This window comes from Variovorax sp. E3 (genome assembly GCF_016082275.1).
Classification (GTDB): domain Bacteria; phylum Pseudomonadota; class Gammaproteobacteria; order Burkholderiales; family Burkholderiaceae_C; genus Variovorax.
The window spans coordinates 28335-49667 of the sequence record NZ_MOWM01000014.1; the positions used below are offsets into that span (position 1 = coordinate 28335).

Sequence of the window (21333 nt, forward strand, 5' to 3'; positions counted from 1 at the left end):
GCGCCTTTCCTGAAGTGAACGGGCTCGCCGCGCGCATCAACGACGCACTGCCGCAAACGCAGTGCACACGGTGCGGCTACCCCGATTGCGCGAGCTACGCGCAGGCCGTGGCCGACGACGAGGCCGGCATCAACCAGTGCCCGCCGGGCGGTGCCGAAGGCATCACACGGCTTGCGCAGCTCACAGGCCGCGCCCCGCTGCCCCTCGACCCCGAATGCGGCACCGAAGGCCCGCGCGCCATGGCCGTGATCGACGAGGCCTGGTGCATCGGCTGCACGCTGTGCCTGGATGCCTGCCCGACCGACGCCATCGTCGGCATCAACAAGCGCATGCACACCGTGATCGAAGCCCATTGCACGGGCTGCGAGCTGTGCATTCCGGTCTGTCCCGTCGACTGCATCTCGCTCGAGGTCGAGACGCCCGGACGCACCGGCTGGCAAGCCTGGTCGCCCGAGCAGGCCGCGAGCGCGCGACGCCGCTACGACCTGCACGGCAAGCACCGCAACACCGATGCGCGCCTTGCGGAAAAAGCCCCGGAGGCACAAGCCCCGCAAGACGCCAGCGCCCGCAAGCGCTCCATCGTCGAAGCCGCGCTGGCCCGTGCCCGCGCCGCCTCGCAACAACGCGCACAGGCCACCAAACCATGACGCTCGACACCCTGCTCATCTACGCCGTCGCTTCGCTCGCGCTGGCGCTGATTCCGGGGCCGACGATGCTGCTGGCGCTGTCCAACGGCATCGAAGGCGGCATGCGCCGCGCGAGCTGGGGCATCGCGGGTGCCTCGCTCGGCAGCGTCACGCTGATCGCGGTCGTCGCGCTCGGGCTGGGGTCGCTGCTGGCGGCTTCCGAGTGGCTCTTCAACGCGATCCGCGTCGCGGGCGTGGCTTATCTCGTATGGCTGGGCATCAAGCTCTGGCGCAGCGAGACGACCGACCTGCGCACCGCGCTGGCCAAGTCGCCGGTGGCACTGCGTCCACACGGCCGCACCGCGCTACTGCGCAGCCTGGCCGTGGCGCTGTCGAACCCCAAGACCGTGCTATTCTTCGCGGCCTTCCTGCCGCAGTTCGTCGACATCGCGAAGCCGCAGGGCCCGCAGTACCTGGTGTTGGGCGCCGTGTTCGTCGTGCTCGATACTTGCGTGATGTTGGCCTACGCGGGTGCCGGCACGCAGGCCGTGCGCTTTCTGTCGCAGCGCGGCCTCAAGGCCATGAACCGCGGCTGCGCGGCCGGCATGTGGCTGCTGGCCGCTACGCTTGCGGTGTGGCGCCGCCCCGGCGCTTGAACAGCAACAGCAGCACCCCCGCCAGCACCACGCCCACGGCGTACCACTCGAAGCGCGTGACGGCCTCGCCGGCGATCCACACGCCCAGCAGCATCGCGATCACCGGGTTCACGAAGGTGTAGCTCGACGCCAGCGCCGCCGGCGCCCTGGCCAGCAGCACCATGTACGCGTTGAAGGCAATCAGCGAGCCGAACACCACGAGGTAGATCCACGCGGCCACCGCCTCGGCCTGCAGCGGCCAACTCATCGTTTCGCCGGAGATGGCGGCCAGCACCATCAGCACCACGCCGCCGCACAGCATCTCGCTCGCGAACCCCATCGCACCGGGCGCCAGCGGCAGGCTGCGCTGGCTCAACACGCTGCCCAGCGACCAGCAGACACAGGCGACGCACAGGGCCACCAGCCCCTCGGGCGACGACTTGAAGCCGCTGCCCTGCGTCAGCATCAACACGCCGACGAGGCCGACCGCAATGCCCGCGGCCTCCAGCCGCGACGGCTTCACGCCCCAGATCAGGTTGAGCAACGCGATCAGCAGCGGAATCACCGCGATGAACGCAACCACCAGCCCCGAACCGATCGACACCTCGGCATGCGCCGTGCCGCCCATGCCTCCGCCGAGCATCAGCGCGCCCACGACGAAGGCATTGCGCCACTGCACTGGCGATGGCCACGGCGCGCCGCGCCAGCGCATCCACACCGCGAGCAGCAGGCCCGCGAACAGGAAGCGCGAGCCCATCTGCAGGAACGGCGGAAAACTCACCAGCGCATATTTGATGGCCAGGTAGGTCGAGCCCCAGACCACCCAGGTGGCGGCAAGGCACAGCCACAACAGCGGCGGCAGTCCGGGGCGGCCCGCCGTTGGCGCGGCATGGGCGGGAGAAGCGAGGGTGGGCATGTCGAGGGGTTCTGATGTTGGGATTTCTTTGCGGCCATGGTATGAAAGCCATCTACCGGAAGCCATGCAAATCTCATGCTTCTGCCCGCCCCTCACCGTCGATTTAAAGGAGTTGCATGGACTTTTCCTTGAACCCCTCATTGGATGCGCACGACACCCGCATCCTGGCCGAACTGCAGGACGATGCGCGCCTGACCATGGCCGAACTGGGCCGCCGCGTGCACCTGAGCCAGCCGGCGGTGACCGAGCGCGTGAAGAAGCTGGAAGCCGCGGGCGTCATCAGCGGCTACCGCGCCACCGTCAACCTTGGCAAGCTGGGCTACGGCATCCGCGCCATCATCCGCGTGGGCCGCGCCGACTACGCGCGCGTCGTCGAGCTGGTGCAGCAGACGCCCGAATGCGTCAATGCCTACAACGTGACCGGCGAGGACAGCTGGATCCTCGAAATCGCGGTGATCGACGTGAGCCACCTCGACGCGGTGGTCACCAAGTTCTGCATCCTCACCGAGACGGCGACCTCGATCATCCTGAACCCGGCGCGCGAGCACCTGCCGATGCTGCCGCCTCAGCGTTCCGACGTGAAGCCGCCGATCAAGAAGGTGCTCAACGCGTAGCCGCGAGCGCAGTGAAAGCCGCCACCACTTCCGCCGGCGCCTGCACCATCTCGATCAGCACGCCCTCGCCCGCGATCGGAAACTCGTCGTTCGCCTTCGGGTGCAGGAAGCAGATGTCGAAGCCGGCCGCGCCCTTGCGGATGCCGCCCGGCGCAAAGCGCACGCCCTGCGCGGTCAGCCATTCGACGGCCTTGGGCAGGTCGTCGATCCACAGGCCCACGTGGTTCAGCGGCGTGGTGTGCACGGCCGGCTTCTTCTCGGGGTCCAGCGGCTGCATCAGGTCGACCTCGACCTTGAACGGGCCCACGCCCATCGCGCAGATGTCTTCGTCGACGTTCTCGCGCTCGCTCTTGAACGTGCCCGTGACCTCGAGCCCCAGCATGTCGACCCACAGCTTCTGCAGCCGCAGCTTGTCGGGGCCGCCGATGGCGATCTGCTGGATGCCCAGCACCTTGAACGGACGCGTGGTCATGCAGCGCAACCTTCTTCCTGCGCCGCGACCTGGCGGGCGTTGAGGCCGAGCTTGCGCAGCAGCACCGTGTCGGCCTCGACGTCGGGGTTGCCCGTCACGAGCAGCTTGTCGCCGTAGAAGATCGAATTCGCGCCCGCCATGAAGCACAGCGCCTGCACGGCGTCGCCCATCTGCTGGCGACCGGCCGACAGCCGCACGCGCGCGGTCGGCATGGTGATGCGCGCGACCGCGATCATGCGCACGAAGTCGAAGGGGTCGACCGGCTCCGAGTCGGCCAGCGGCGTGCCGGGCACGCGCACCAGGCTGTTGATGGGCACCGACTCCGGGTACGGGTTCAGGTTGGCCAACTGCGCGATCAGCCCCGCGCGGTGCACCGGTGCCTCGCCCATGCCGACGATGCCGCCGCAGCACACGCTGATGCCGGCGCTGCGCACGTGGGCCAGCGTGTTCAGCCGGTCTTGGTAGGTGCGCGTGTCGACCACGTCTGTGTAGTACTCGGGCGCCGTGTCCAGGTTGTGGTTGTAGTAGTCCAAGCCCGCGGCCTTGAGCTGCTGCGCATGGTGCGGCTCCAGCATGCCGAGCGTGGCGCAGGTCTGCATGCCCAGCCCCTTCACGGCCTCGACCAGCACGGCCACCTTCTCGACGTCGCGGTCCTTCGGCGCGCGCCATGCGGCGCCCATGCAGAAGCGCGTGGCGCCGGCGTCCTTGGCGGCCTGCGCGGCGCGCACCACCTCGTCGACCTCCATGAGCTTCTGCGCCTTCACGCCGGTATCGAACTCGGCCGACTGCGGGCAGTAGCCGCAGTTCTCGGGGCAGCCGCCGGTCTTGACCGACAGCAGCGTGGCCAGCTCGATGTCGCCGGCGGGGAAATGTTCGCGGTGCACGGTCTGCGCCTCGAACAGCAGTTCCATGAACGGCTTGTCGAGCAGCGCCTGGATGGCCTCGACCGACCAGCGGTCCGTGGCCTTGGGAGCGACCGGCGCTGCCGGTCGGTGCAGCGTGATCGCTTGTTGCAGGTCGTTGGCACCCATCAGTTGAACTCCATGATGATCTGGTCCACCGCGAGGGACTCGCCCTTGTTCGCGGAAATCTTGCCCACCACGCCGTCCTGCGTGGCGAACAGCACGTTCTCCATCTTCATCGCCTCGATCACGGCGAGCTTCTCACCGGCCTGCACCTGCTGCCCCGGCTGCACCGACACCTCGACCAGGAGGCCCGGCATCGGCGACATCAGGAACTTGCTCAGGTCGGGCGGCGCCTTGTAGGGCATCAGCTCCAGCAGGCGCGCACCCAGCGGCGACAGCACCATCGTCTCGATCTGCGTGCCGTCGTGCGACACGCGCAGCGCCAGCGGGTTCTTGCCCGCGCCGCGCTCCACCTGCGCCGTGAAGGGCTTGTCGTTGACGATGCCCTGCACGCGGATCGCGCCCAGTGCGAAGCTGCTGTCGATCTTGTAGTTCTTGCCGCCCACGGCCACCGCGCTCGCGCCGGTCTTGCCCTGGAAGTCGGACACCGACACCGGGTGGTGCACGTGCTTGCCTTCCGGCCCCATCTCCACCACCACGAACTGCTCGCCCACCTTCACGCCGTGGCCTTCGAGCTGCCCGCTGATGCCCGACGCGCGCGCACGGTAGCGGCGATGCACATAGGCCGCGAGCGCCACCAGGAACGACGGGTCGGTGTGCGGCACGTCTTCGGCATGGAAGCCCTTGCCGTAGTGCTCGGCGATGAAGCCGGTGTTGAAATCACCCGCCACGAACTTCGGATGCGCCAGCAGCGCCGCCTGGAACGGAATGTTGCTGCTGATGCCGCGGATCACGAAGCCGTTGAGCGCCTCGCGCATGCGGGCAATCGCATGCTGGCGGTCCTTGCCGTGCACGATGAGCTTGGCGATCATCGAGTCGTAGTACATCGGGATCTCGCCGCCGTCGTACACGCCCGTGTCCACGCGCACGCCGTTCAGGTGCCCGGTGTCGCTCGCGAACATGGTCTCGGCCGGCGGCTGGAACTTCACCAGGCGCCCGGTCGACGGCAGGAAGTTGCGGAACGGGTCTTCGGCGTTGATGCGGCACTCGATGGCCCAGCCTTCGCGCTTCACCTCGGCCTGCGTCAGCGGCAGCTTCTCGCCGGCCGCCACGCGGATCATCAGCTCGACCAGGTCGAGGCCGGTGATGCACTCCGTCACCGGATGCTCCACCTGCAGGCGCGTGTTCATCTCGAGGAAGTAGAAGCTCTGGTCCTTGCCGACCACGAACTCCACCGTGCCCGCGCTCTGGTACTTCACGGCCTTGGCCAACTGCACCGCCTGCTCGCCCATCGCCTTGCGCGTGGCGTCGCTGATGAAGGGCGAAGGCGCCTCCTCGATCACCTTCTGGTGGCGCCGCTGAATGGAGCATTCGCGCTCGTTCAGGTAGATGACGTTGCCGTGCGAGTCGCCCAGCACCTGGATCTCGATGTGGCGCGGCTCCTCGACGAACTTCTCGATGAACACGCGGTCGTCGCCGAAGCTGTTGCGCGCCTCGTTACGGCACGAGGTGAAGCCCTCGAAGGCTTCCTTGTCGTTGAAGGCCACGCGCAGGCCCTTGCCGCCGCCGCCGGCCGAGGCCTTGATCATCACCGGGTAGCCGATTTCCTTCGCAATCTCCACGGCGCGCTCGGCCGTCTCGATGGCGTCGTTCCAGCCCGGAATGGTGTTGACCTTGGCTTCGTTCGCGAGCTTCTTCGAGGCGATCTTGTCGCCCATCGCCGCGATCGAATAGTGCTTCGGCCCGATGAAGGCAATGCCCTCTTCCTCGACCTTGCGCGCGAAGGCTTCGTTCTCCGACAGGAAGCCGTAGCCCGGGTGCACGGCCTGCGCGCCGGTCTGCTTGCAGGCCGCGATGATGCGGTCGGCCTGCAGGTAGCTCTCGCGGCTGGGCGCGGCGCCGATGTGCACGGCCTCGTCGGCCAGCTCGACGTGCCGGGCTTCCTTGTCGGCGTCGGAATAAACCGCCACCGTGAGGATGCCCATCTTCTTTGCGGTCTGGATGACGCGGCAGGCGATTTCACCGCGGTTGGCGATCAGTATTTTCTTGAACATTTGCCTTACTCATTTCTCATCAAGATGATGTTTCGCACTTGTCAGACTTGCCGGCCAGACGGCCTATGTCTCTGTCAAACATTTTTCAAGCCACGCACCCGTCGTTCGCGTGATTGCCATCGGTTCACGGTATGAGTCCATGGGATAGGCGTAGAAGAACTCGAGCAGCCTTGCATCGCTCGCATCGGAAGCCCCTGTGCCCATGGACTTCAGCACGAACTGAGCTTCGGACAATGGGCGCCCTTTGAATCGCATGACCGCAGGGATGAAAGAGGTTTGCCACGTTTCACCGCATCGTCTGACCGTAGCCTCGGATGCCTGCGGGAACAAGCGTGCCGCGCAGGCGGACGCAACGACTTTCAACTCATCGCCGCGCCCGACGCAGGCACCGACTTTTCCCGGCCAGCAAGCAGTCGCTCGTACTCGCTCTTGAGTGGAGCCATCAGTTGCGCAAGCGCCTCTGCACGCGCCGTATCGGACGAGTCCGACGAGCGACTCGCCTCTGCTTTTGCGGGGACATGCAGCGCCTTGAGAAGCAGTCCGCATTGAACGCCGCGCGCGTCGAATGCCGGCAACTTCAAATTGGCGGCACTGCATCCCCATGCGGTGACCAGCATGGCCAGCCCGGGAACCAGAAGCCGGACAGAGCGTTGAATCACAGCGGAATATTCCCGTGCTTGCGCCACGGGTTCTCGAGCTTTTTCTCGCGCAGCATCACCAGCGAGCGGCAGATGCGCTTGCGCGTTTCGTGCGGCAGGATCACGTCGTCGATGTAGCCGCGTGCGCTGGCCACATACGGGTTGGCGAAGCGCGCCTTGTATTCGGCCTCGCGGGCGGCCAGCTTCTCGGGGTCGTTCTTGTCTTCGCGGAAGATGATTTCCACCGCGCCCTTCGCGCCCATCACCGCGATCTCGGCGCGCGGCCAGGCCAGGTTGACGTCGCCGCGCAAATGCTTGGACGCCATCACGTCATACGCACCGCCATAGGCCTTGCGCGTGATGACGGTGATCTTCGGCACCGTGCACTCGGCGTAGGCATAGAGCAGCTTGGCGCCGTGCTTGATGATGCCGCCGTACTCCTGCCCCGTCCCGGGCATGAAGCCGGGCACGTCGACGAAGGTGACGACCGGAATGTTGAACGCATCGCAGAAGCGCACGAAGCGCGCGGCCTTGATGCTGCTCTTGATGTCCAGGCAACCCGCCAGCACCAGCGGCTGGTTGGCCACGATGCCGATGGTCTGGCCTTCCATACGCGCGAAACCGATCACGATGTTCTTCGCGTAGTCGGGCTGCAGCTCGAAGAAGTCGCCGTCGTCCACCACCTTCAGGATCAGTTCCTTGATGTCGTAGGGCTTGTTCGGGTTGTCGGGTACCAGCGTGTCGAGCGAATAGTCGGGCCGGTCGGCCGGATCGCCCTGACCGTTGTTGCCCAGGCGCACCGGCGGCTTCTCGCGGTTGTTCAGCGGCAGGTAGTTGTACAGCCGGCGCAGCATCATGAGCGCCTCGACGTCGTTCTCGAACGCCATGTCGGCCACGCCGCTGCGCGTGGTGTGGGTGACGGCGCCGCCCAGTTCCTCGGCCGTGACGCTTTCGTGCGTCACGGTCTTCACCACGTCGGGGCCGGTGACGAACATGTAGCTGCTGTCCTTCACCATGAAGATGAAGTCGGTCATGGCCGGCGAGTACACCGCGCCGCCCGCGCACGGGCCCATCACCATGCTGATCTGCGGCACCACGCCCGAGGCCATGACGTTGCGCTGGAACACGTCGCATAGCCGCCGAGCGAGGCCACGCCTTCCTGGATGCGCGCGCCGCCCGAATCGTTCAGGCCGATGACCGGTGCGCCGACCTTCATGGCCTGGTCCATCACCTTGCAGATTTTTTCGGCATGCGCTTCGCTGAGCGCACCGCCGAACACGGTGAAGTCCTGGCTGAACACGAACACCAGGCGCCCGTTGATCATGCCGTAGCCCGTGACCACGCCGTCGCCGGGGATCTTCTGCTCGGCCATGCCGAAGTCCACCGAGCGGTGCTCGACGAACATGTCCCACTCTTCAAACGTGTTGTCGTCGAGCAGCAGCTCGATGCGCTCTCGCGCCGTGAGCTTGCCCTTGGCATGTTGCGCGTCGATGCGCTTCTGCCCGCCGCCGAGACGCGCCTGGGCGCGGCGCTTTTCGAGTTGTTCGATCAGTTCTTGCATGGTGTGCTTCCGAAGCTGTGGTCCTGAATGTCGTGTGGTGCCGGCCGTGTCATGGCCGGGCGGTGATGGCCGCCGCCGCGAGCAGGCTGCGCGCCGCCGTGGAGGCCGGCAGCGTGCCCTGCGCCACTTGCTGCGTGAGTTGCGGCAGGAGCTCGCGCACCTGCGGGTGATGCCTGAAGGCCTGCTTGAGCCCGGCGTCGATGCGGTCCCACATCCACGCGGTGGCCTGTTTCTCGCGGCGCTTGCCGAGCTTGCCGTTGGCGGTCTGCAGTTGCCTGAATTGGGTGACGGCGTCCCAGAATGCGTCGACGCCCGTGCCCGCGAGCGCGCTCAGCTGCAGCACCTTGGGCAGCCAGAAGCGCACCTCGGCGCCGCTGTGCGCGTCATGCACCGCGTGCGCATGGTCAGGGTTGCCCTGGTGGCCGAACAGGCGCAGCGCCGATGTGATCTGCGCCTGCGCGCGCGTGGCGGCCGCGCTGTCGAGGTCGGCCTTGTTGATGACCACGAGGTCGGCGATTTCCATCACGCCCTTCTTGATCGCCTGCAGGTCGTCGCCGGCGTTGGGCAGCTGCATCAGCACGAACATGTCGGTCATGCCGGCCACCGCCGTTTCGCTCTGGCCCACGCCCACGGTCTCGACGATCACGACGTCGTAGCCGGCGGCCTCGCACACCAGCATGGCCTCGCGCGTCTTCTCGGCCACGCCGCCCAGCGTGCCGCTCGACGGGCTGGGCCGGATGTAGGCGCGCTCGTGCACCGACAGCCGCTCCATGCGCGTCTTGTCGCCGAGGATGGAGCCGCCCGACACGGTGGACGACGGGTCGATGGTCAGCACCGCCACGCGATGGCCCTTGCCGATCAGCAGCAGGCCCAGCGTTTCGATGAAGGTCGACTTGCCCACGCCGGGCACGCCCGAGATGCCGAGGCGAAACGAGTTGCCCGTGCGCGGCAGCAGCGCCGTGAGCAGTTCGTCGGCCTGCGTGCGATGGTCGGTGCGCGTCGATTCGAGCAGCGTGATGGCCTTGGCGATCGCGCGGCGCTGTGGCATGCCGGACGAATCGACGACGGCGCTTTCGAGCGCGCGCAGCGAATCGCTCAGCACACGGCCTCCCGAACCCGCCAGCGGTAATGCAGGTCGACGCCCTCCTCGCCTTCGAGCACGAAGCCGTGCCGCAGGTAGAAGCGGTTGGCGTCGCTTTGCACGAGCGCGGTGAGCTTGATGTCGAGCTGCCGTTCGCGCGCCTGCGCCTTGGCCCACTGCATCACCCACTCGCCGATGCCCCGGTCCTGGAACCCCGTGCGCAGATAGAGATGGTCCAGGCGCAGCGCGTCCGTGCCTTCGGGCTTGAGCGTGACGAAGCCGACACGCTGGTCGCCGTCGAGCACGATGTGGTGCATGTAAGGTACGACGAAGCCCGCGCTCAGGCGCTCGCGCGAACGCGCGGCGTCGAAGCGCCCGACACGCTCCAGGCTCGGGCGCATCGCGTCGATGCGCAGGGCCAGCATGTCCTCGAAGTCGCCGGAATCGACCGGCTGCAGCGACAGCCGCGACAAGAGATCGCTCACGTCGATGCTTTTCTTCAGGCCGCGACGGCCGCGCGGATCTGCTCCAGCACGTCCTTGGCGCTGGCCGGAATGGGCGTGCCCGGTCCGTAGATGCCCTTGACGCCGGCCTCGTAGAGAAAGTCGTAGTCCTGGCGCGGAATCACGCCGCCGACGAACACGATGATGTCGTCCGCGCCCTGCTTCTTCAGTTCGTTGATGATGGCCGGCACGAGCGTCTTGTGGCCGGCCGCGAGCGTGCTCACGCCGACGGCATGCACGTCGTTTTCAATCGCTTGCCGCGCGCATTCTTCAGGCGTCTGGAACAGCGGCCCCATGTCCACGTCGAAGCCCAGGTCGGCGAACGCCGTGGCCACCACCTTCGCGCCGCGGTCGTGCCCGTCCTGCCCGAGCTTGGAAATCATCACGCGCGGACGGCGGCCTTGCGCCTCGGCGAAGGCGTTGATCTCGGTCTTCAGCGCTTCCCAGCCTTCCGCCGAGTCGTACGCGGCGGCGTACACGCCCGTCACCTTCTGCGTGTCGGCGCGATGGCGGCCGAAGGACTTTTCGAGCGCGTCGGAAATCTCGCCCACCGTGGCGCGCAGGCGCACAGCGTCGATGCTCAGCGCCAGCAGGTTGCCCGTGCCGTTCTCGGCGGCTTCGGTCAGTGCGTCGAGCGCGGCCTGCACCTTGCCGGCGTCGCGCGAGGCGCGAATGCCCTGCAGCCGCGCCACCTGCTGGTCGCGCACCTTCACGTTGTCGATCGACAGGCTGTCGATCGCGTCTTCGTTCTTCAGCTTGTACTTGTTGACGCCGACGATCACGTCCTTGCCCGAGTCGATGCGCGCCTGCTTCTCGGCGGCGGCCGCCTCGATCTTGAGCTTGGCCCAGCCGCTGTCGACGGCCTTGGTCATGCCGCCCATGGCCTCGACCTCTTCGATGATGGTCCAGGCGGCATCGGCCATGTCCTGCGTGAGCTTTTCCATCATGTAGCTGCCGGCCCAGGGATCGATCACGTTGGTGATGTGCGTCTCTTCCTGGATGATGAGCTGCGTGTTGCGCGCGATGCGCGAGCTGAACTCGGTGGGCAGCGCAATGGCTTCGTCGAGCGCGTTGGTGTGCAGGCTTTGCGTGCCGCCGAACACCGCGGCCATCGCCTCGATGGTGGTGCGCACCACGTTGTTGTACGGGTCCTGTTCGGTGAGCGACCAGCCCGAGGTCTGGCAGTGCGTGCGCAGCATCAGGCTCTTGGGGTTCTTGGGCTCGAACTCCTTCATGATGCGGCACCACAGGAGGCGCGCCGCACGCATCTTGGCCACTTCGAGATAGAAGTTCATGCCGATCGCCCAGAAGAAGCTCAGGCGCCCGGCAAAGCCGTCGACGTCCAGGCCCTTGGCCAGCGCGGTCTTCACGTACTCCTTGCCGTCGGCCAGCGTGAACGCGAGCTCCAGCGCCTGGTTGGCGCCGGCCTCTTGCATGTGATAGCCGCTGATCGAGATCGAGTTGAACTTGGGCATCTTCTGCGCCGTGTACTCGATGATGTCGCCGATGATCCGCATGCTCGGCGCGGGCGGAAAGATGTACGTGTTGCGGACCATGAACTCCTTGAGGATGTCGTTCTGGATGGTTCCGCTCAACTGGTCCTGCGCCACGCCCTGCTCTTCGGCCGCGACCACGTAGCCCGCCAGCACCGGCAGCACGGCGCCGTTCATGGTCATCGACACGCTCACCTTGTCGAGCGGGATCTGGTCGAACAGGATCTTCATGTCCTCGACCGAGTCGATGGCCACGCCGGCCTTGCCGACGTCGCCGGTCACGCGCGGGTGGTCGCTGTCGTAGCCGCGGTGGGTGGCCAGGTCGAAGGCCACGCTCACGCCCTGCCCGCCGGCGGCCAGCGCCTTGCGGTAGAACGCGTTCGATTCCTCGGCGGTCGAGAAGCCCGCGTACTGGCGGATGGTCCAGGGGCGCACCGCGTACATGGTGGCCTGCGGGCCGCGCAGGTAGGGCTCGAAGCCGGGCAGCGTGTTGGTGTACTTCAGCCCCTGCAGGTCGGCCGCCGTGTACAGCGGCTTCACGCTGATGCCGTCGGGTGTGATCCAGTTCAGCGCGTTCACGTCGCCGCCGGGGGCCGACTTGGCGGCGGCCTTGGCCCAGGCGTCGAGGTCGGCGGGCTTGAAAGAGGGTTCGGGTGTGCTGCTCATGGGGGCCGCTTCGCAGTGTCTTGCAGAGGGTGTTCGCAAATTCGCTTGCACGGATTTGCAAGCCGTCCGCGAGTCTACCCCCTCCATAATTATTAATTCAAACCCCATTTTTGAAGTACAGTCCGGCCCATGTCCGCCGTCACCCTCACCCCCCGCGCCCTTTACGAAGAAGTGGCCGAACTGCTGCGCCAGCGGATCTTCCGCCGCGAGCTGGAGCCCGGCAGCTGGATCGACGAGCTGAAGCTGGCGGAGGAATACGGCATCAGCCGCACCCCTCTGCGCGAAGCCCTGAAGGTGCTGGCCGCCGAAGGCCTGGTGACGATGAAGGTGCGCCGCGGCGCCTACGTGACCGAGGTGTCCGAGCAGGACCTGGCCGACGTGTACCACCTGCTCTCGCTGCTGGAGAGCGACGCCGCCGGCGTGGTGGCCGAGCGCGCCACCGACGCGCAGCGCGCCGAACTCAAGGCGCTGCACGACGAGCTCGAAGCCGCCGCGACGCCCGAGGACCGCGAGCATTTCTTCGCCGTGAACGAGCGCTTCCACATGCGGCTGCTGGCCATTGCCGACAACAAGTGGCGCGACCAGATGGTGGCCGACCTGCGCAAGGTGATGAAGCTCAACCGCCGCAACTCGCTGCTCAAGACCGGGCGCATTGCCGAGTCGCTGGCGGAGCACCGCGCGGTGATGGCCGCCATCGAAACGCGGGACGCCGAAGCGGCGATGGCCCGCATGCGCGAGCACTTCAGGAACGGCCTGGAAGCCGCGACCTGAACGCCGGGCTCGGCGCCCGGCGCCCGCTCTTCTTTCAGTCGAACTTCAGGGAGCCGGCCTCTTCGGCAATGCGCCGCGCCGTCTCCAGCAGCAGCGGCGCGATGCGCGCCACCATCGCGTCTTTGGGCATCAGGTACGCCGGCCCGCCGCAGCTGACCGCATAGCGCTCGCCGCGCGGCCCCTGCAGCGCGAAGCCCAGCGCGTGGATGTGCGGATTCCAGTCGCCGAAGGAGCCGCAGTAGCCCAGGCGCGTGTACTCGTCCATGCCGGCCATCAGGCGCGGCTCGATGGACACCCAGCTCTCGCCGCTTTCGAGCCGGATCTGCTCCAGCAACTCGGCCTGCTCGGTGGCGGGCAGCGCCGCGAGGTAGGCGCGGCCGGCGGCCGAGGTGGCGATGGTCATGCGCGTGCCGACCTCGATGCGCGAACTGATGACCGCGGAGCGCGGCCGCAGCGAATCGATGACGAGCATGTCGAGTTCGTCGCGCACCCCGATGTGCACGCTGACGCTCGCGGCCTCCGCCAGTTCCGCCAGGTGCGGACGCGCGACCGTGCGCAGGTCGAAATGCCGCAGGTAGCGGCTGCTCATGTCCAGCAGCGCCGGGCCCAGGCTGAAACGCTCGCTGTCCTGCGACTGTCGCAAATACCCCGCACCCACCAGCGTGGCGGTGAGTCGGGACACCGTGGCCTTGGGGATGCCCGTCGTGTCTGCCAGTTCGCGATTGCCTATGGGTGCCGCCGCCATGCCGATGACCTTGAGGAGGGTCAAACCTCGAGCGAGCGCGCTCACTTCCTCTTTGCCGCCAATCGCGTCATTCATGAATCGAAACCTTTTTATTTCCCTGATGCTCCTCATTTTTCAGCAAAAAACGGTTGACGCGCTACTTATCATGCAGTAGCGAATTGGAATAACGTTTCATTATTTGGCAATAGGGCTGTGAAAGCCCCTGCCGATCGCCGAAGAAGGCGTGCCGGGATCAGGCGGCCTGGGCTGCGGGCTCGTGTGCGATCGCCATCACTTCATGCGGCGGCAGCGTCTTGAGCCGGTGGTCGCTCCAGACCTGGCGCCAGCGGCGCGCGCCCGGCAAACCGTTGCGCAAACCCAGCATGTGGCGCGCGATCGACCACCAATGCGTGCCATGCCCGGCGGCCTCGCGAACCATGTAGTCGCACATCAGCGACTCGACTTCCTCGCGCGTCAGCGACCGCGGCGCGGCGCCATAGAACTCGGCATCCCATTCGGCGAGCCACCAGGGGTTGTGGTACGCCTCGCGCCCGACCATCACGCCGTCGAGCAGGCGCAGTTGCTCGTGCACCTGTGCGTTGACCGAGATGCCGCCGTTGATCGAGAAGCGCAGCGCGGGAAACTCGTGCTTCAGGCGGTGCACCAGCTCGTAGCGCAGCGGCGGGATCTCGCGGTTCTGCTTCGGGCTCAGGCCCTGCAGCCAGGCATTGCGCGCATGCACGATGAAGGTGTGGCAGCCGGCCTCGCTGACCTGGCCCACGAAGTCGCGCACGAACTCGTAGCTCTCGATCTTGTCGATGCCGATGCGGTGCTTGACCGTGACAGGCACGCTCACCACGTCGACCATCGCCTTCACGCAGTCGGCCACCAGTTGTGGCTCGTTCATGAGGCAGGCGCCGAACGCGCCGCGCTGCACGCGCTCGCTGGGGCAGCCGCAGTTGAGGTTGATCTCGTCGTAGCCCCACTCCTGGCCGAGCTTCGCGCAATGCGCCAGGTCGGCCGGCTCGCTGCCGCCGAGCTGCAGCGCCAGCGGATGCTCCTCGGCATTGAAGCGAAGGTGGCGGGGCACGTCGCCATGCACCAGCGCGCCGGTCGTCACCATCTCGGTATAGAGCAAGGCGTGGCGCGACAGCAGGCGATGCAGGTAGCGGCAATGGCGGTCCGTCCAGTCCATCATCGGAGCGACGGAGATAATTTTCTCTTTTAAATTCAACAACTTAGCGTTATCATTCATACACTTAGAACCCCCGTGTGCACGCTCGTGTGCACTCCAAACGCCCGAATACGCCCCATTTCGCCCTGTCAGTGCACACATAGCGCACACGAAATGCCCACCTTCAAGCAGCTTCCGTCCGGCAACTGGCGCGCGCAAGTCCGACGCAAGGGTGTCTACGCGAGCGAAACCTTTCGACGACACAAGGACGCCCAAGAGTGGGCTCTCGCGACCGAGCGCCGCATCGATCTGGGCGAACCCGCCAGCCGTTCAAAGATCAAGGACCCGACCACACTGGGCGACCTGATCGATCTGCACGTCACTGACATGAAGGAAGTGCTGCGAGCGCCTCGGCGCTCCAAGGCCTTCACCCTCGATGCGCTCAAGACGAAGCTGGGCAAGCTGAAGCTGAAGGACCTCACGCGCGAGCGGCTCATCCAGTTCGGCAAGGACCGCGCCAAAGAAGGCGCCGGTCCCGTCACCATCAGCATGGACATCGGCTACATCAAGCTGGTAGTTTCTCACGCCGCAGCCGTTCACGGGGTTCGCGTTCCGGTAGAGCCCATCGATCTGGCTCGCATCGCGCTCAAGCGCCTGGGCCTGGTCGGCAAGGGGCGGGAGCGGGACCGCCGCCCTACCCTCGACGAACTGCAGGCGCTTGCCGACTACTTCGCCAACAATTCACGGCAGATCATTCCGCTGGGACGAATCATGCGGTTTGCGGTCGCCACCGCGATGCGCCAGGACGAGATCTGCCGCATCCGATGGGAGGACATCGATGCCAAGGCTCGTACTGTGATCGTGCGTGACCGAAAAGATCCGCGGGACAAGAATGGCAATGACCAGAAGGTGCCGCTGCTCGATGCCACGGGATTCGATGCCTGGACCATTCTTGAGGAACAGAAGCCGTTCTCCGGGACCAGCAGCCTGATCTTTCCGTATAACGGCCGCTCTGTGGGGACCGCTTTCCGTCGAGCCTGCAAGGAACTGAGCATCAAGGATCTCAAGTTCCATGATCTTCGGCACGAAGCAGCCAGTCGTCTCTTCGAGGCGGGGTTCACCATCGAACAGGCTGCGCTTGTGACCGGGCACAAGGACTGGAAAATGCTCAAGCGATACACCCATCTGAGGCCAGAACACCTGCGCGACGTCAGGCCAAAGCACATTCCGCCCTCGCTCGATTTGCCCGCTGGTCCTACGCCTGCAGACATCGCTTTGGGTGCGTGGACCAACCCGGAACGCCGTGCCCCACAAGCCCACTCAGCCCACGCCTCGCAAGTTGCAAAGCCACATCATGAACATGAAGCCCTCAGCCTGAGCGCTTCAATCTAGTTTGACTTCGGATCGTGCCACTTCAACAGACGCCCTTCTGTCAATCACATCTGGCTGACCTGCACCGAGTCTTGCTCGCCCATGAAATCACACGGACCTACCTGGCCGGCACGCGCGTCAGGTTTGATGGCTTTGAATTGGGCCCAACCAACAGTTTTGACTTCGCTTTCGGCACGTTGTCGACCCTGGAGTTCGTCCACCTGTTCTCCGTTTTCGACGGCAGCCGCGTGCACGGGCAGGCCGAGAGACGGCCGGGGCGCGGCGATGCGCCGCCAGGCATGTACTTCACGGTGATCAACGCCAAGGTCATTCAGGCAGGCGAGCCCCGGGTGTCCTCTGATTGCGTGGCGTGCGGCCGGCAGACGGTCCGTGTAGAAAATGAGCCCTTGCTGCACAATGTGCGGAGTTGCCGAACAGTACGCTAAAGAGGCGAACATGCACTATCAAACGAGAGATCTCGACGAGGCGATTGATGCGGTCGGTGCTGTGTACTGTCCGCATGAGCTGCATCTTGACCGTGGGGCCAGGATGCTAAATACCCGGCTGAGTGCTACCGAAGCAGGGCCTCTTCCGATCGTTCGACTCGCTTACGGAGCTCGCGTGGAGGTCGACGCCGGCGAGTTCCCCAAGCTATTTCTCTTCATGCGGTGCACAGCGGGTGAAGCTGCGGTATTCCAGGGCGACCGCACGTCAGCCTGGCATGAAGGGGCGACGGTCCCGGTATCGGCTGGGCGTCCGACGCGTTTCGACTTTGGCCCTACCTTCGAGCAGATCACTTTGAGGCCCGACGCGACCGCGCTTGAAGCCTGTTGCTCCAATCTTGTTGGCCGACCGCTCGATGATGGGCTGAAGTTCGACCTAGTACCATTTTCTCCAGCGCTCGAGCGCATATGGACCGGTGTCCTGGATCTAGTCAAAACACTGCCGGGTTCGCTGCCGGCACCGGCGTATCAATCACTGGAGCTGTTCGTGCTGACATCCTTGCTCCATGGCCATCCACACAACTACTCGGGATGGATGCGAGGAGAGAAGCCGGTTTCGCGTCCCGCCCGCTTGGCCAGCCGCGCCGAGGCGCTGATCCACGACCACGTCAGTGATCTGTCTTTGACTGTTTTTGATATTGCCTCTTCGCTCGGGGTCAGCGTGCGTGCGTTGCAATGCGCATTTCAGCAGCACCGTGCGACTACGCCAACGGCTTATCTACGGAAGATTCGTCTTGGCCAGGTTCATGAGCAGCTTTTGAATGTCGCAGATGAGCAGACGGTTACCGACATTGCGTTTGAGCACGGCTTCTTTCACTTGGGACGCTTTGCGCAGGAATACAAAAAACAGTTCGGTGAGGCTCCGTCCGATACATTGCGCGTACACCGTCGACGAACGTCAAGATAATTCTTCAAAATCTGTCGACGCCGCTGAATCCGGACCGAATGTGCCGCGTTTCGCGGTCCGCTTAATGGCTGGGTCGCATCAGCGTCGCGGACCTTCGCAACGATGTCCACGGGGCCGGGCATTCGCGGCAGCGGAAGCATTGCTGCGAACTGCTGCCATTCGAATTCCCGGCGGGTCCGATCTGGGCCTCTTGCCGCGTTGCCGCACCATCGGTGCCGAGAGTCACACACCGATGCCGTGGTTGCTCCAGGCCAGCCTTTGCCTTCCACCTCCGCTGTGGACAAGGTATCGCCAGGTGCGGGATGGGGTGATCAGCGAATGGGGTTCGACGGCCCACACCGGCTCTCGAACGACTTCGCCTCCGTGTTTCCGCTCAGGAACCACTTCAATGCCGAATACCGTTCGCCTGATGCTGCCTCAGAAAACCTCTACACGTCAAAACAGAGCTACGGCCGCCTCCCACACCGGTGATCCTTCGCATTTAGCTCAAGTTGCCTCGGTCTCGCCCAAATACTCACCGGCGCAGCGGAGGCTGGCCATCGAGCATTACCTCGCGCATGGGCGCTGCCTTGCGGCAACCACCAAGACGCTCGCCTATCCGTCGCGCGACTCTCTGGGTACCTGGATTCAGGCGGCGCATCCTCAGTTGTGCTCGCCACGCGTGGCCCGACCTGGCACGTCACCACGCCCGCCCGAGCTGAAGCAGGCTGCAGTCATTGCCCTGTGCACCCCACAAGAAAGCGCACAAGTGGTCGTGCAAAGACTGGGCGTTTGCAGGCCGACGCTGTACAACTGGAAGAACCAGCTACTCCGCGCCGAGACACCCGCATCATGACAAGCAAGCTCGAACCGCCTCAGCCAGATGGGCGTGAAGAACTGCAGCGACAGATCGACGTACTCCGACGCGACTTGCACCGCCTGCAGCTGGAGAACGACCTCCTGAACAAGGCGAATGAACTCATAGGAAAAGACGGAGGCATCAACCTGCAAAGCCTGAGCAATCGGGAAAAGACAGAGCTGGTTGATGCCCTGAAACAGACCCACCTGGTGCTCGAGCTCCTTGAAACGCTGGGCTTGGCAAGAAGCTCGTACTTCTATCGTCGCGCCCAAGCGCAAGTCGCAGGCAGTACGCCCAAGTGCACGGCGCCATGGCGGACATCTTCGAGCGCAATCACCGGTGCTATGGCTATCGCCGCATGCGGGCGTCACTGAGCAGCCAGTGCGTGCACATTTGTGAGAAGGTGGTGCTGCGCTTGATGAAGCATGAGCGCCTGGTCGCTGCGACGCCCAAGCGGCGCCGGTATGGTTCCTATCTGGGCGAGATCAGTCCAGCGCCAGAGAACCTCTTCAACCGCGACTTCACCGCTGGTGCTCCCACGAGAAATGGCTCACCGATGTCTCGGAGTTCCACATTCCGGCAGGCAAGGTGTCTATCGCCTTTGATCGACTGCTTCGATGGCAAGGTGGTCGGTTGGACGATCGGCATGCGCCCGAACGCGCAGCTCGTGAACACAATGCTGGATGCCGCGATCGAGACGATCGACATCAGCAGCAACCGGCCTGTTGTGCATTCGGATCGCGGTGGCCACTATCGATGGCCGGGATGGCTGGCACGTATCACGGATGCCGAGCTGACGCGTTCGATGTCCTGCCAAGGACTTTCGCCCGACAATGCGGCCTGCCAGGGCTTCTTCGGTCGATTGAAGACCAAATGTTTTTATCCTGGCAACTGGCAATCAACGACCGTTGAGCAGTTCACCCAAGCCTGGGACTCGGCAGCGCGGCCGTGAATTCGATCATGATCAAGGGATTCGAAGATCGCGGTGCGGAAGTCTTGCAAGTCTGGGGCATGAGTATTTCAAAGGCGAAGGCCCCCTGGACGGCGACTGGTTTCGGACCGGCGACGTAGCAAACTCCTCCACCCCCGCCACCGGCGGTTCCGACCGCCCACGCCGGCACGGTGTCCGCGTGCGAACTGCAGCGGGCCTTCATTGAGGCGCAGTTGCGTCTGCGGCGAAACGCCACGGCCATCTACCAGGATCTGGCTTTGTCGGGGCCTACGGCTCGGTCAAGCGCTTCGTGGTCCAGCTGCGCCAGCGCCAGCCCGAGCAGTTCGACCGCGTGGAATTCCTGCCCGGCGAGGAGATGCAGGCCGACTACGGCGAAGGGGCGTTCACGTGCGTGTCCCGGCAGCGACCGGTATCACAAGCCGCGGCTCTCCCGAGCGACACTGCACTACTCGCGGCGCAGCTTCCGGTGCGCCGTGTGGAAGTCAAGCCAGGAAATCTGGGCCCGCCTGCACGAGCATGCCTGGCGCTACTTTGGCGGCAGATGCCTCTATGTCCAGGGCCTCCACCGCTTCGACTTGGCCAGAGTCCTCGCCGATGGGCATGTTCGCTCTGCGTGGAGTGTGGTTCCTGCCTACTCTTAGTAAGTTCCAAATACAAATGTACTCGCTATTTTCTTTCACGTGAGATGACCAATTAGTTGGTTCATATACTAGGGGAATCGAGTGTGAAACTTTTGTGCAATGGGTGCTAAAACAGCACCTACATTTCCAAATGGAGCATTGAATGAGCATCTTCCTCAAAACCAGAATCACCGAGCTGCTTGGCATCGAGCGTCCTATCGTCCAGGGCGGCATGCACTGCGTGGGGCAGGCCCCGCTGGCAGCGGCGGTCTCCAACGCCGGCGGCCTGGGCCTCATCACGGCACTGACCATGGGCACCCCAGAGAAGCTGGCCGCCGAGATCCGCCGGTGTCGCGAGCTGACCGACAAGCCCTTCGGCGTCAACGTCACCTTTCTGCCGGCGGTGGTGCCGCCCAACTACCCCGGCCTGATCAAGGCCATCGTCGACGGTGGCGTGCGCATCGTCGAGACGGCCGGCAACAACCCGGCCAAGTGGATGCCCATGTTCAAAGAGGCGGGCATCAAGGTGATTCATAAATGCACCTCGGTGCGTCACGCACTGAAGGCCGAGTCGATCGGTGTCGATGCACTCAGCATCGACGGCTTCGAGTGCGGCGGGCACCCCGGCGAAGACGACGTGCCCAACATGATCCTGTTGCCGCTGGCGGCCGATGCGCTCAAGGTGCCTTTCATCGCGTCTGGCGGCATGGCTGATGGCCGCTCGCTGGTGGCGGCCCTGTCCATGGGAGCCGAGGGCATCAACATGGGCACGCGCTTTGTGGCCACCGTGGAAGCTCCGGTGCACGACAACGTGAAGCAGGCCATCGTGGCCGCGAGCGAGCTCGACACGCGGCTCGTGATGCGGCCACTGCGCAACACCGAGCGCGTGCTCAACAACGCCGGCGTGGAGCGCATCCTCGCCAAGGAGCGTGAGCTCGGCGCCACCATCCGCTTCGAGGATGTGCTGGACGAGGTGGCGGGCGTCTATCCGCGCGTCATGTACAAGGGCGAGATGGACGCCGGGGCATGGAGCTGTGGCATGGTCGCCGGGCTCATCCATGACGTGCCGACGGTCGCCGCGCTGATGGACCGCATCATGGCGGAAGCTGGCGAGATCATCCATGCGCGCCTGTCGTCGATGCTGGGCGCCGCTTCGCCTCGCGTGGCCGCTCGCGCCGTCGCCTGAAAG

The 21333-nt window shown here is 65.1% G+C and carries 20 protein-coding genes and 2 pseudogenes; 10 read left to right on the forward strand and 12 right to left on the reverse strand.

The window, feature by feature from the left end:
• The first annotated feature begins 14 nt into the window (after positions 1–14).
• Positions 15–647: an RnfABCDGE type electron transport complex subunit B gene (locus tag BMG07_RS07855; RefSeq protein ID WP_198084071.1), complete on the forward strand. Its 633-nt coding sequence runs from the start codon at positions 15–17 to the stop codon at positions 645–647.
• Positions 644–1282: a LysE family translocator gene (locus BMG07_RS07860; protein WP_198084072.1), complete on the forward strand. Its 639-nt coding sequence runs from the start codon at positions 644–646 to the stop codon at positions 1280–1282. Before BMG07_RS07855 ends, BMG07_RS07860 begins: the two co-directional genes overlap by 4 nt.
• Here BMG07_RS07860 and BMG07_RS07865 read toward each other — a convergent pair.
• Positions 1248–2177: an EamA family transporter gene (locus BMG07_RS07865; protein ID WP_198084073.1), complete on the reverse strand. Its 930-nt coding sequence runs from the start codon at positions 2175–2177 to the stop codon at positions 1248–1250. The genes BMG07_RS07860 and BMG07_RS07865 overlap by 35 nt on opposite strands.
• A gap of 116 nt (positions 2178–2293) precedes the next feature.
• On the opposite strand from BMG07_RS07865, the gene BMG07_RS07870 reads away from it, so the two are divergent.
• A complete protein-coding gene (locus tag BMG07_RS07870) occupies positions 2294–2791 on the forward strand; it encodes an Lrp/AsnC family transcriptional regulator (protein ID WP_198084074.1) in 498 nt (165 codons plus the stop codon).
• Here the strand turns inward: BMG07_RS07870 and BMG07_RS07875 are convergent.
• The 8 genes and pseudogenes from BMG07_RS07875 to scpA form a co-directional block, all read right to left on the reverse strand.
• Positions 2781–3263 carry a VOC family protein gene (locus tag BMG07_RS07875; protein ID WP_198084075.1) on the reverse strand — a complete coding sequence of 161 codons (483 nt, stop codon included), beginning with the start codon at positions 3261–3263 and terminating at the stop codon, positions 2781–2783. The two genes, BMG07_RS07870 and BMG07_RS07875, sit on opposite strands and share 11 nt — an antisense overlap.
• On the reverse strand, positions 3260–4294 hold the full coding sequence (gene bioB / locus BMG07_RS07880) for a biotin synthase BioB (protein ID WP_198084076.1): 1035 nt from the start codon (positions 4292–4294) through the stop codon (positions 3260–3262). Before bioB ends, BMG07_RS07875 begins: the two co-directional genes overlap by 4 nt.
• Positions 4294–6342 carry an acetyl-CoA carboxylase biotin carboxylase subunit gene (accC, locus tag BMG07_RS07885; RefSeq protein ID WP_198084077.1) on the reverse strand — a complete coding sequence of 683 codons (2049 nt, stop codon included), beginning with the start codon at positions 6340–6342 and terminating at the stop codon, positions 4294–4296. Before accC ends, bioB begins: the two co-directional genes overlap by 1 nt.
• A 359-nt stretch (positions 6343–6701) precedes the next feature.
• Positions 6702–6959, reverse strand: coding sequence for a hypothetical protein (locus BMG07_RS07890; RefSeq protein ID WP_198084078.1), 258 nt, complete (start codon positions 6957–6959; stop codon positions 6702–6704).
• 38 nt (positions 6960–6997) lie between these two features.
• A pseudogene (locus BMG07_RS07895) lies at positions 6998–8541 on the reverse strand (acyl-CoA carboxylase subunit beta).
• Between the two features lie 49 nt (positions 8542–8590).
• On the reverse strand, positions 8591–9643 hold the full coding sequence (gene meaB, locus BMG07_RS07900; protein ID WP_307866899.1) for a methylmalonyl Co-A mutase-associated GTPase MeaB: 1053 nt from the start codon (positions 9641–9643) through the stop codon (positions 8591–8593).
• Positions 9637–10107, reverse strand: a complete 471-nt coding sequence (locus BMG07_RS07905; protein WP_198084079.1) for a GNAT family N-acetyltransferase — start codon at positions 10105–10107, stop codon at positions 9637–9639. Before BMG07_RS07905 ends, meaB begins: the two co-directional genes overlap by 7 nt.
• A 14-nt stretch (positions 10108–10121) precedes the next feature.
• Positions 10122–12284: a methylmalonyl-CoA mutase gene (gene scpA, locus BMG07_RS07910; protein WP_198084080.1), complete on the reverse strand. Its 2163-nt coding sequence runs from the start codon at positions 12282–12284 to the stop codon at positions 10122–10124.
• 129 nt (positions 12285–12413) lie between these two features.
• On the opposite strand from scpA, the gene BMG07_RS07915 reads away from it, so the two are divergent.
• On the forward strand, positions 12414–13055 hold the full coding sequence (locus tag BMG07_RS07915; protein ID WP_198084081.1) for a GntR family transcriptional regulator: 642 nt from the start codon (positions 12414–12416) through the stop codon (positions 13053–13055).
• A 34-nt stretch (positions 13056–13089) separates the two neighbouring features.
• On the opposite strand, the gene BMG07_RS07920 is transcribed toward BMG07_RS07915, so the two are convergent.
• Both BMG07_RS07920 and dusA read right to left on the reverse strand, forming a co-directional pair.
• Positions 13090–13875: an IclR family transcriptional regulator gene (locus BMG07_RS07920; RefSeq protein WP_198084082.1), complete on the reverse strand. Its 786-nt coding sequence runs from the start codon at positions 13873–13875 to the stop codon at positions 13090–13092.
• A gap of 157 nt (positions 13876–14032) precedes the next feature.
• On the reverse strand, positions 14033–15034 hold the full coding sequence (dusA, locus tag BMG07_RS07925; protein WP_198084083.1) for a tRNA dihydrouridine(20/20a) synthase DusA: 1002 nt from the start codon (positions 15032–15034) through the stop codon (positions 14033–14035).
• A 93-nt stretch (positions 15035–15127) separates the two neighbouring features.
• On the opposite strand from dusA, the gene BMG07_RS07930 reads away from it, so the two are divergent.
• The 3 genes from BMG07_RS07930 to BMG07_RS07940 all read left to right on the forward strand — a co-directional run bounded on the left by BMG07_RS07930 (position 15128) and on the right by BMG07_RS07940 (position 17734).
• Positions 15128–16345 carry a site-specific integrase gene (locus BMG07_RS07930; RefSeq protein WP_198084084.1) on the forward strand — a complete coding sequence of 406 codons (1218 nt, stop codon included), beginning with the start codon at positions 15128–15130 and terminating at the stop codon, positions 16343–16345.
• Between the two features lie 71 nt (positions 16346–16416).
• Positions 16417–16770 (forward strand): hypothetical protein, encoded by a 354-nt coding sequence (locus tag BMG07_RS07935; RefSeq protein WP_198084085.1) that lies wholly within the window; start codon positions 16417–16419, stop codon positions 16768–16770.
• A 10-nt stretch (positions 16771–16780) separates the two neighbouring features.
• Positions 16781–17734, forward strand: a complete 954-nt coding sequence (locus BMG07_RS07940; protein WP_198084086.1) for an AraC family transcriptional regulator — start codon at positions 16781–16783, stop codon at positions 17732–17734.
• Positions 17735–18376: 642 nt separating this feature from the next.
• On the opposite strand, the gene BMG07_RS07945 is transcribed toward BMG07_RS07940, so the two are convergent.
• A complete protein-coding gene (locus BMG07_RS07945) occupies positions 18377–18778 on the reverse strand; it encodes a hypothetical protein (RefSeq protein ID WP_198084087.1) in 402 nt (133 codons plus the stop codon).
• A gap of 104 nt (positions 18779–18882) precedes the next feature.
• On the opposite strand from BMG07_RS07945, the gene BMG07_RS07950 reads away from it, so the two are divergent.
• The 3 genes and pseudogenes from BMG07_RS07950 (at position 18883) to BMG07_RS07960 (ending at position 21330) form a co-directional block, all read left to right on the forward strand.
• Complete coding sequence (locus BMG07_RS07950; protein WP_269758757.1) at positions 18883–19524, forward strand: IS3 family transposase; 642 nt, start codon at positions 18883–18885, stop codon at positions 19522–19524.
• A 119-nt stretch (positions 19525–19643) separates the two neighbouring features.
• Positions 19644–20078 (forward strand): annotated as a pseudogene (locus BMG07_RS07955) (IS21 family transposase); the annotation flags it as partial.
• A gap of 229 nt (positions 20079–20307) precedes the next feature.
• Positions 20308–21330: a nitronate monooxygenase family protein gene (locus tag BMG07_RS07960; protein ID WP_198084089.1), complete on the forward strand. Its 1023-nt coding sequence runs from the start codon at positions 20308–20310 to the stop codon at positions 21328–21330.
• The last annotated feature ends 3 nt before the right edge of the window (positions 21331–21333 follow it).

Bases quoted from the DNA above. Each gene is read 5' to 3' on its own strand.
- BMG07_RS07950 (WP_269758757.1), top strand. From the start codon at position 18,883: ATGGCGGACATCTTCGAGCGCAATCACCGGTGCTATGGCTATCGCCGC.
- BMG07_RS07875 (WP_198084075.1), bottom strand. From the start codon at position 3,263: ATGACCACGCGTCCGTTCAAGGTGCTGGGCATCCAGCAGATCGCCATC.
- accC (WP_198084077.1), bottom strand. From the start codon at position 6,342: ATGTTCAAGAAAATACTGATCGCCAACCGCGGTGAAATCGCCTGCCGC.
- BMG07_RS07870 (WP_198084074.1), top strand. From the start codon at position 2,294: ATGGACTTTTCCTTGAACCCCTCATTGGATGCGCACGACACCCGCATC.
- scpA (WP_198084080.1), bottom strand. From the start codon at position 12,284: ATGAGCAGCACACCCGAACCCTCTTTCAAGCCCGCCGACCTCGACGCC.
- BMG07_RS07890 (WP_198084078.1), bottom strand. From the start codon at position 6,959: ATGCTGGTCACCGCATGGGGATGCAGTGCCGCCAATTTGAAGTTGCCG.
- BMG07_RS07940 (WP_198084086.1), top strand. From the start codon at position 16,781: ATGCACTATCAAACGAGAGATCTCGACGAGGCGATTGATGCGGTCGGT.
- BMG07_RS07865 (WP_198084073.1), bottom strand. From the start codon at position 2,177: ATGCCCACCCTCGCTTCTCCCGCCCATGCCGCGCCAACGGCGGGCCGC.
- BMG07_RS07860 (WP_198084072.1), top strand. From the start codon at position 644: ATGACGCTCGACACCCTGCTCATCTACGCCGTCGCTTCGCTCGCGCTG.
- BMG07_RS07960 (WP_198084089.1), top strand. From the start codon at position 20,308: ATGAGCATCTTCCTCAAAACCAGAATCACCGAGCTGCTTGGCATCGAG.
- BMG07_RS07930 (WP_198084084.1), top strand. From the start codon at position 15,128: ATGCCCACCTTCAAGCAGCTTCCGTCCGGCAACTGGCGCGCGCAAGTC.
- dusA (WP_198084083.1), bottom strand. From the start codon at position 15,034: ATGAATGATAACGCTAAGTTGTTGAATTTAAAAGAGAAAATTATCTCC.
- BMG07_RS07920 (WP_198084082.1), bottom strand. From the start codon at position 13,875: ATGAATGACGCGATTGGCGGCAAAGAGGAAGTGAGCGCGCTCGCTCGA.
- bioB (WP_198084076.1), bottom strand. From the start codon at position 4,294: ATGGGTGCCAACGACCTGCAACAAGCGATCACGCTGCACCGACCGGCA.
- BMG07_RS07915 (WP_198084081.1), top strand. From the start codon at position 12,414: ATGTCCGCCGTCACCCTCACCCCCCGCGCCCTTTACGAAGAAGTGGCC.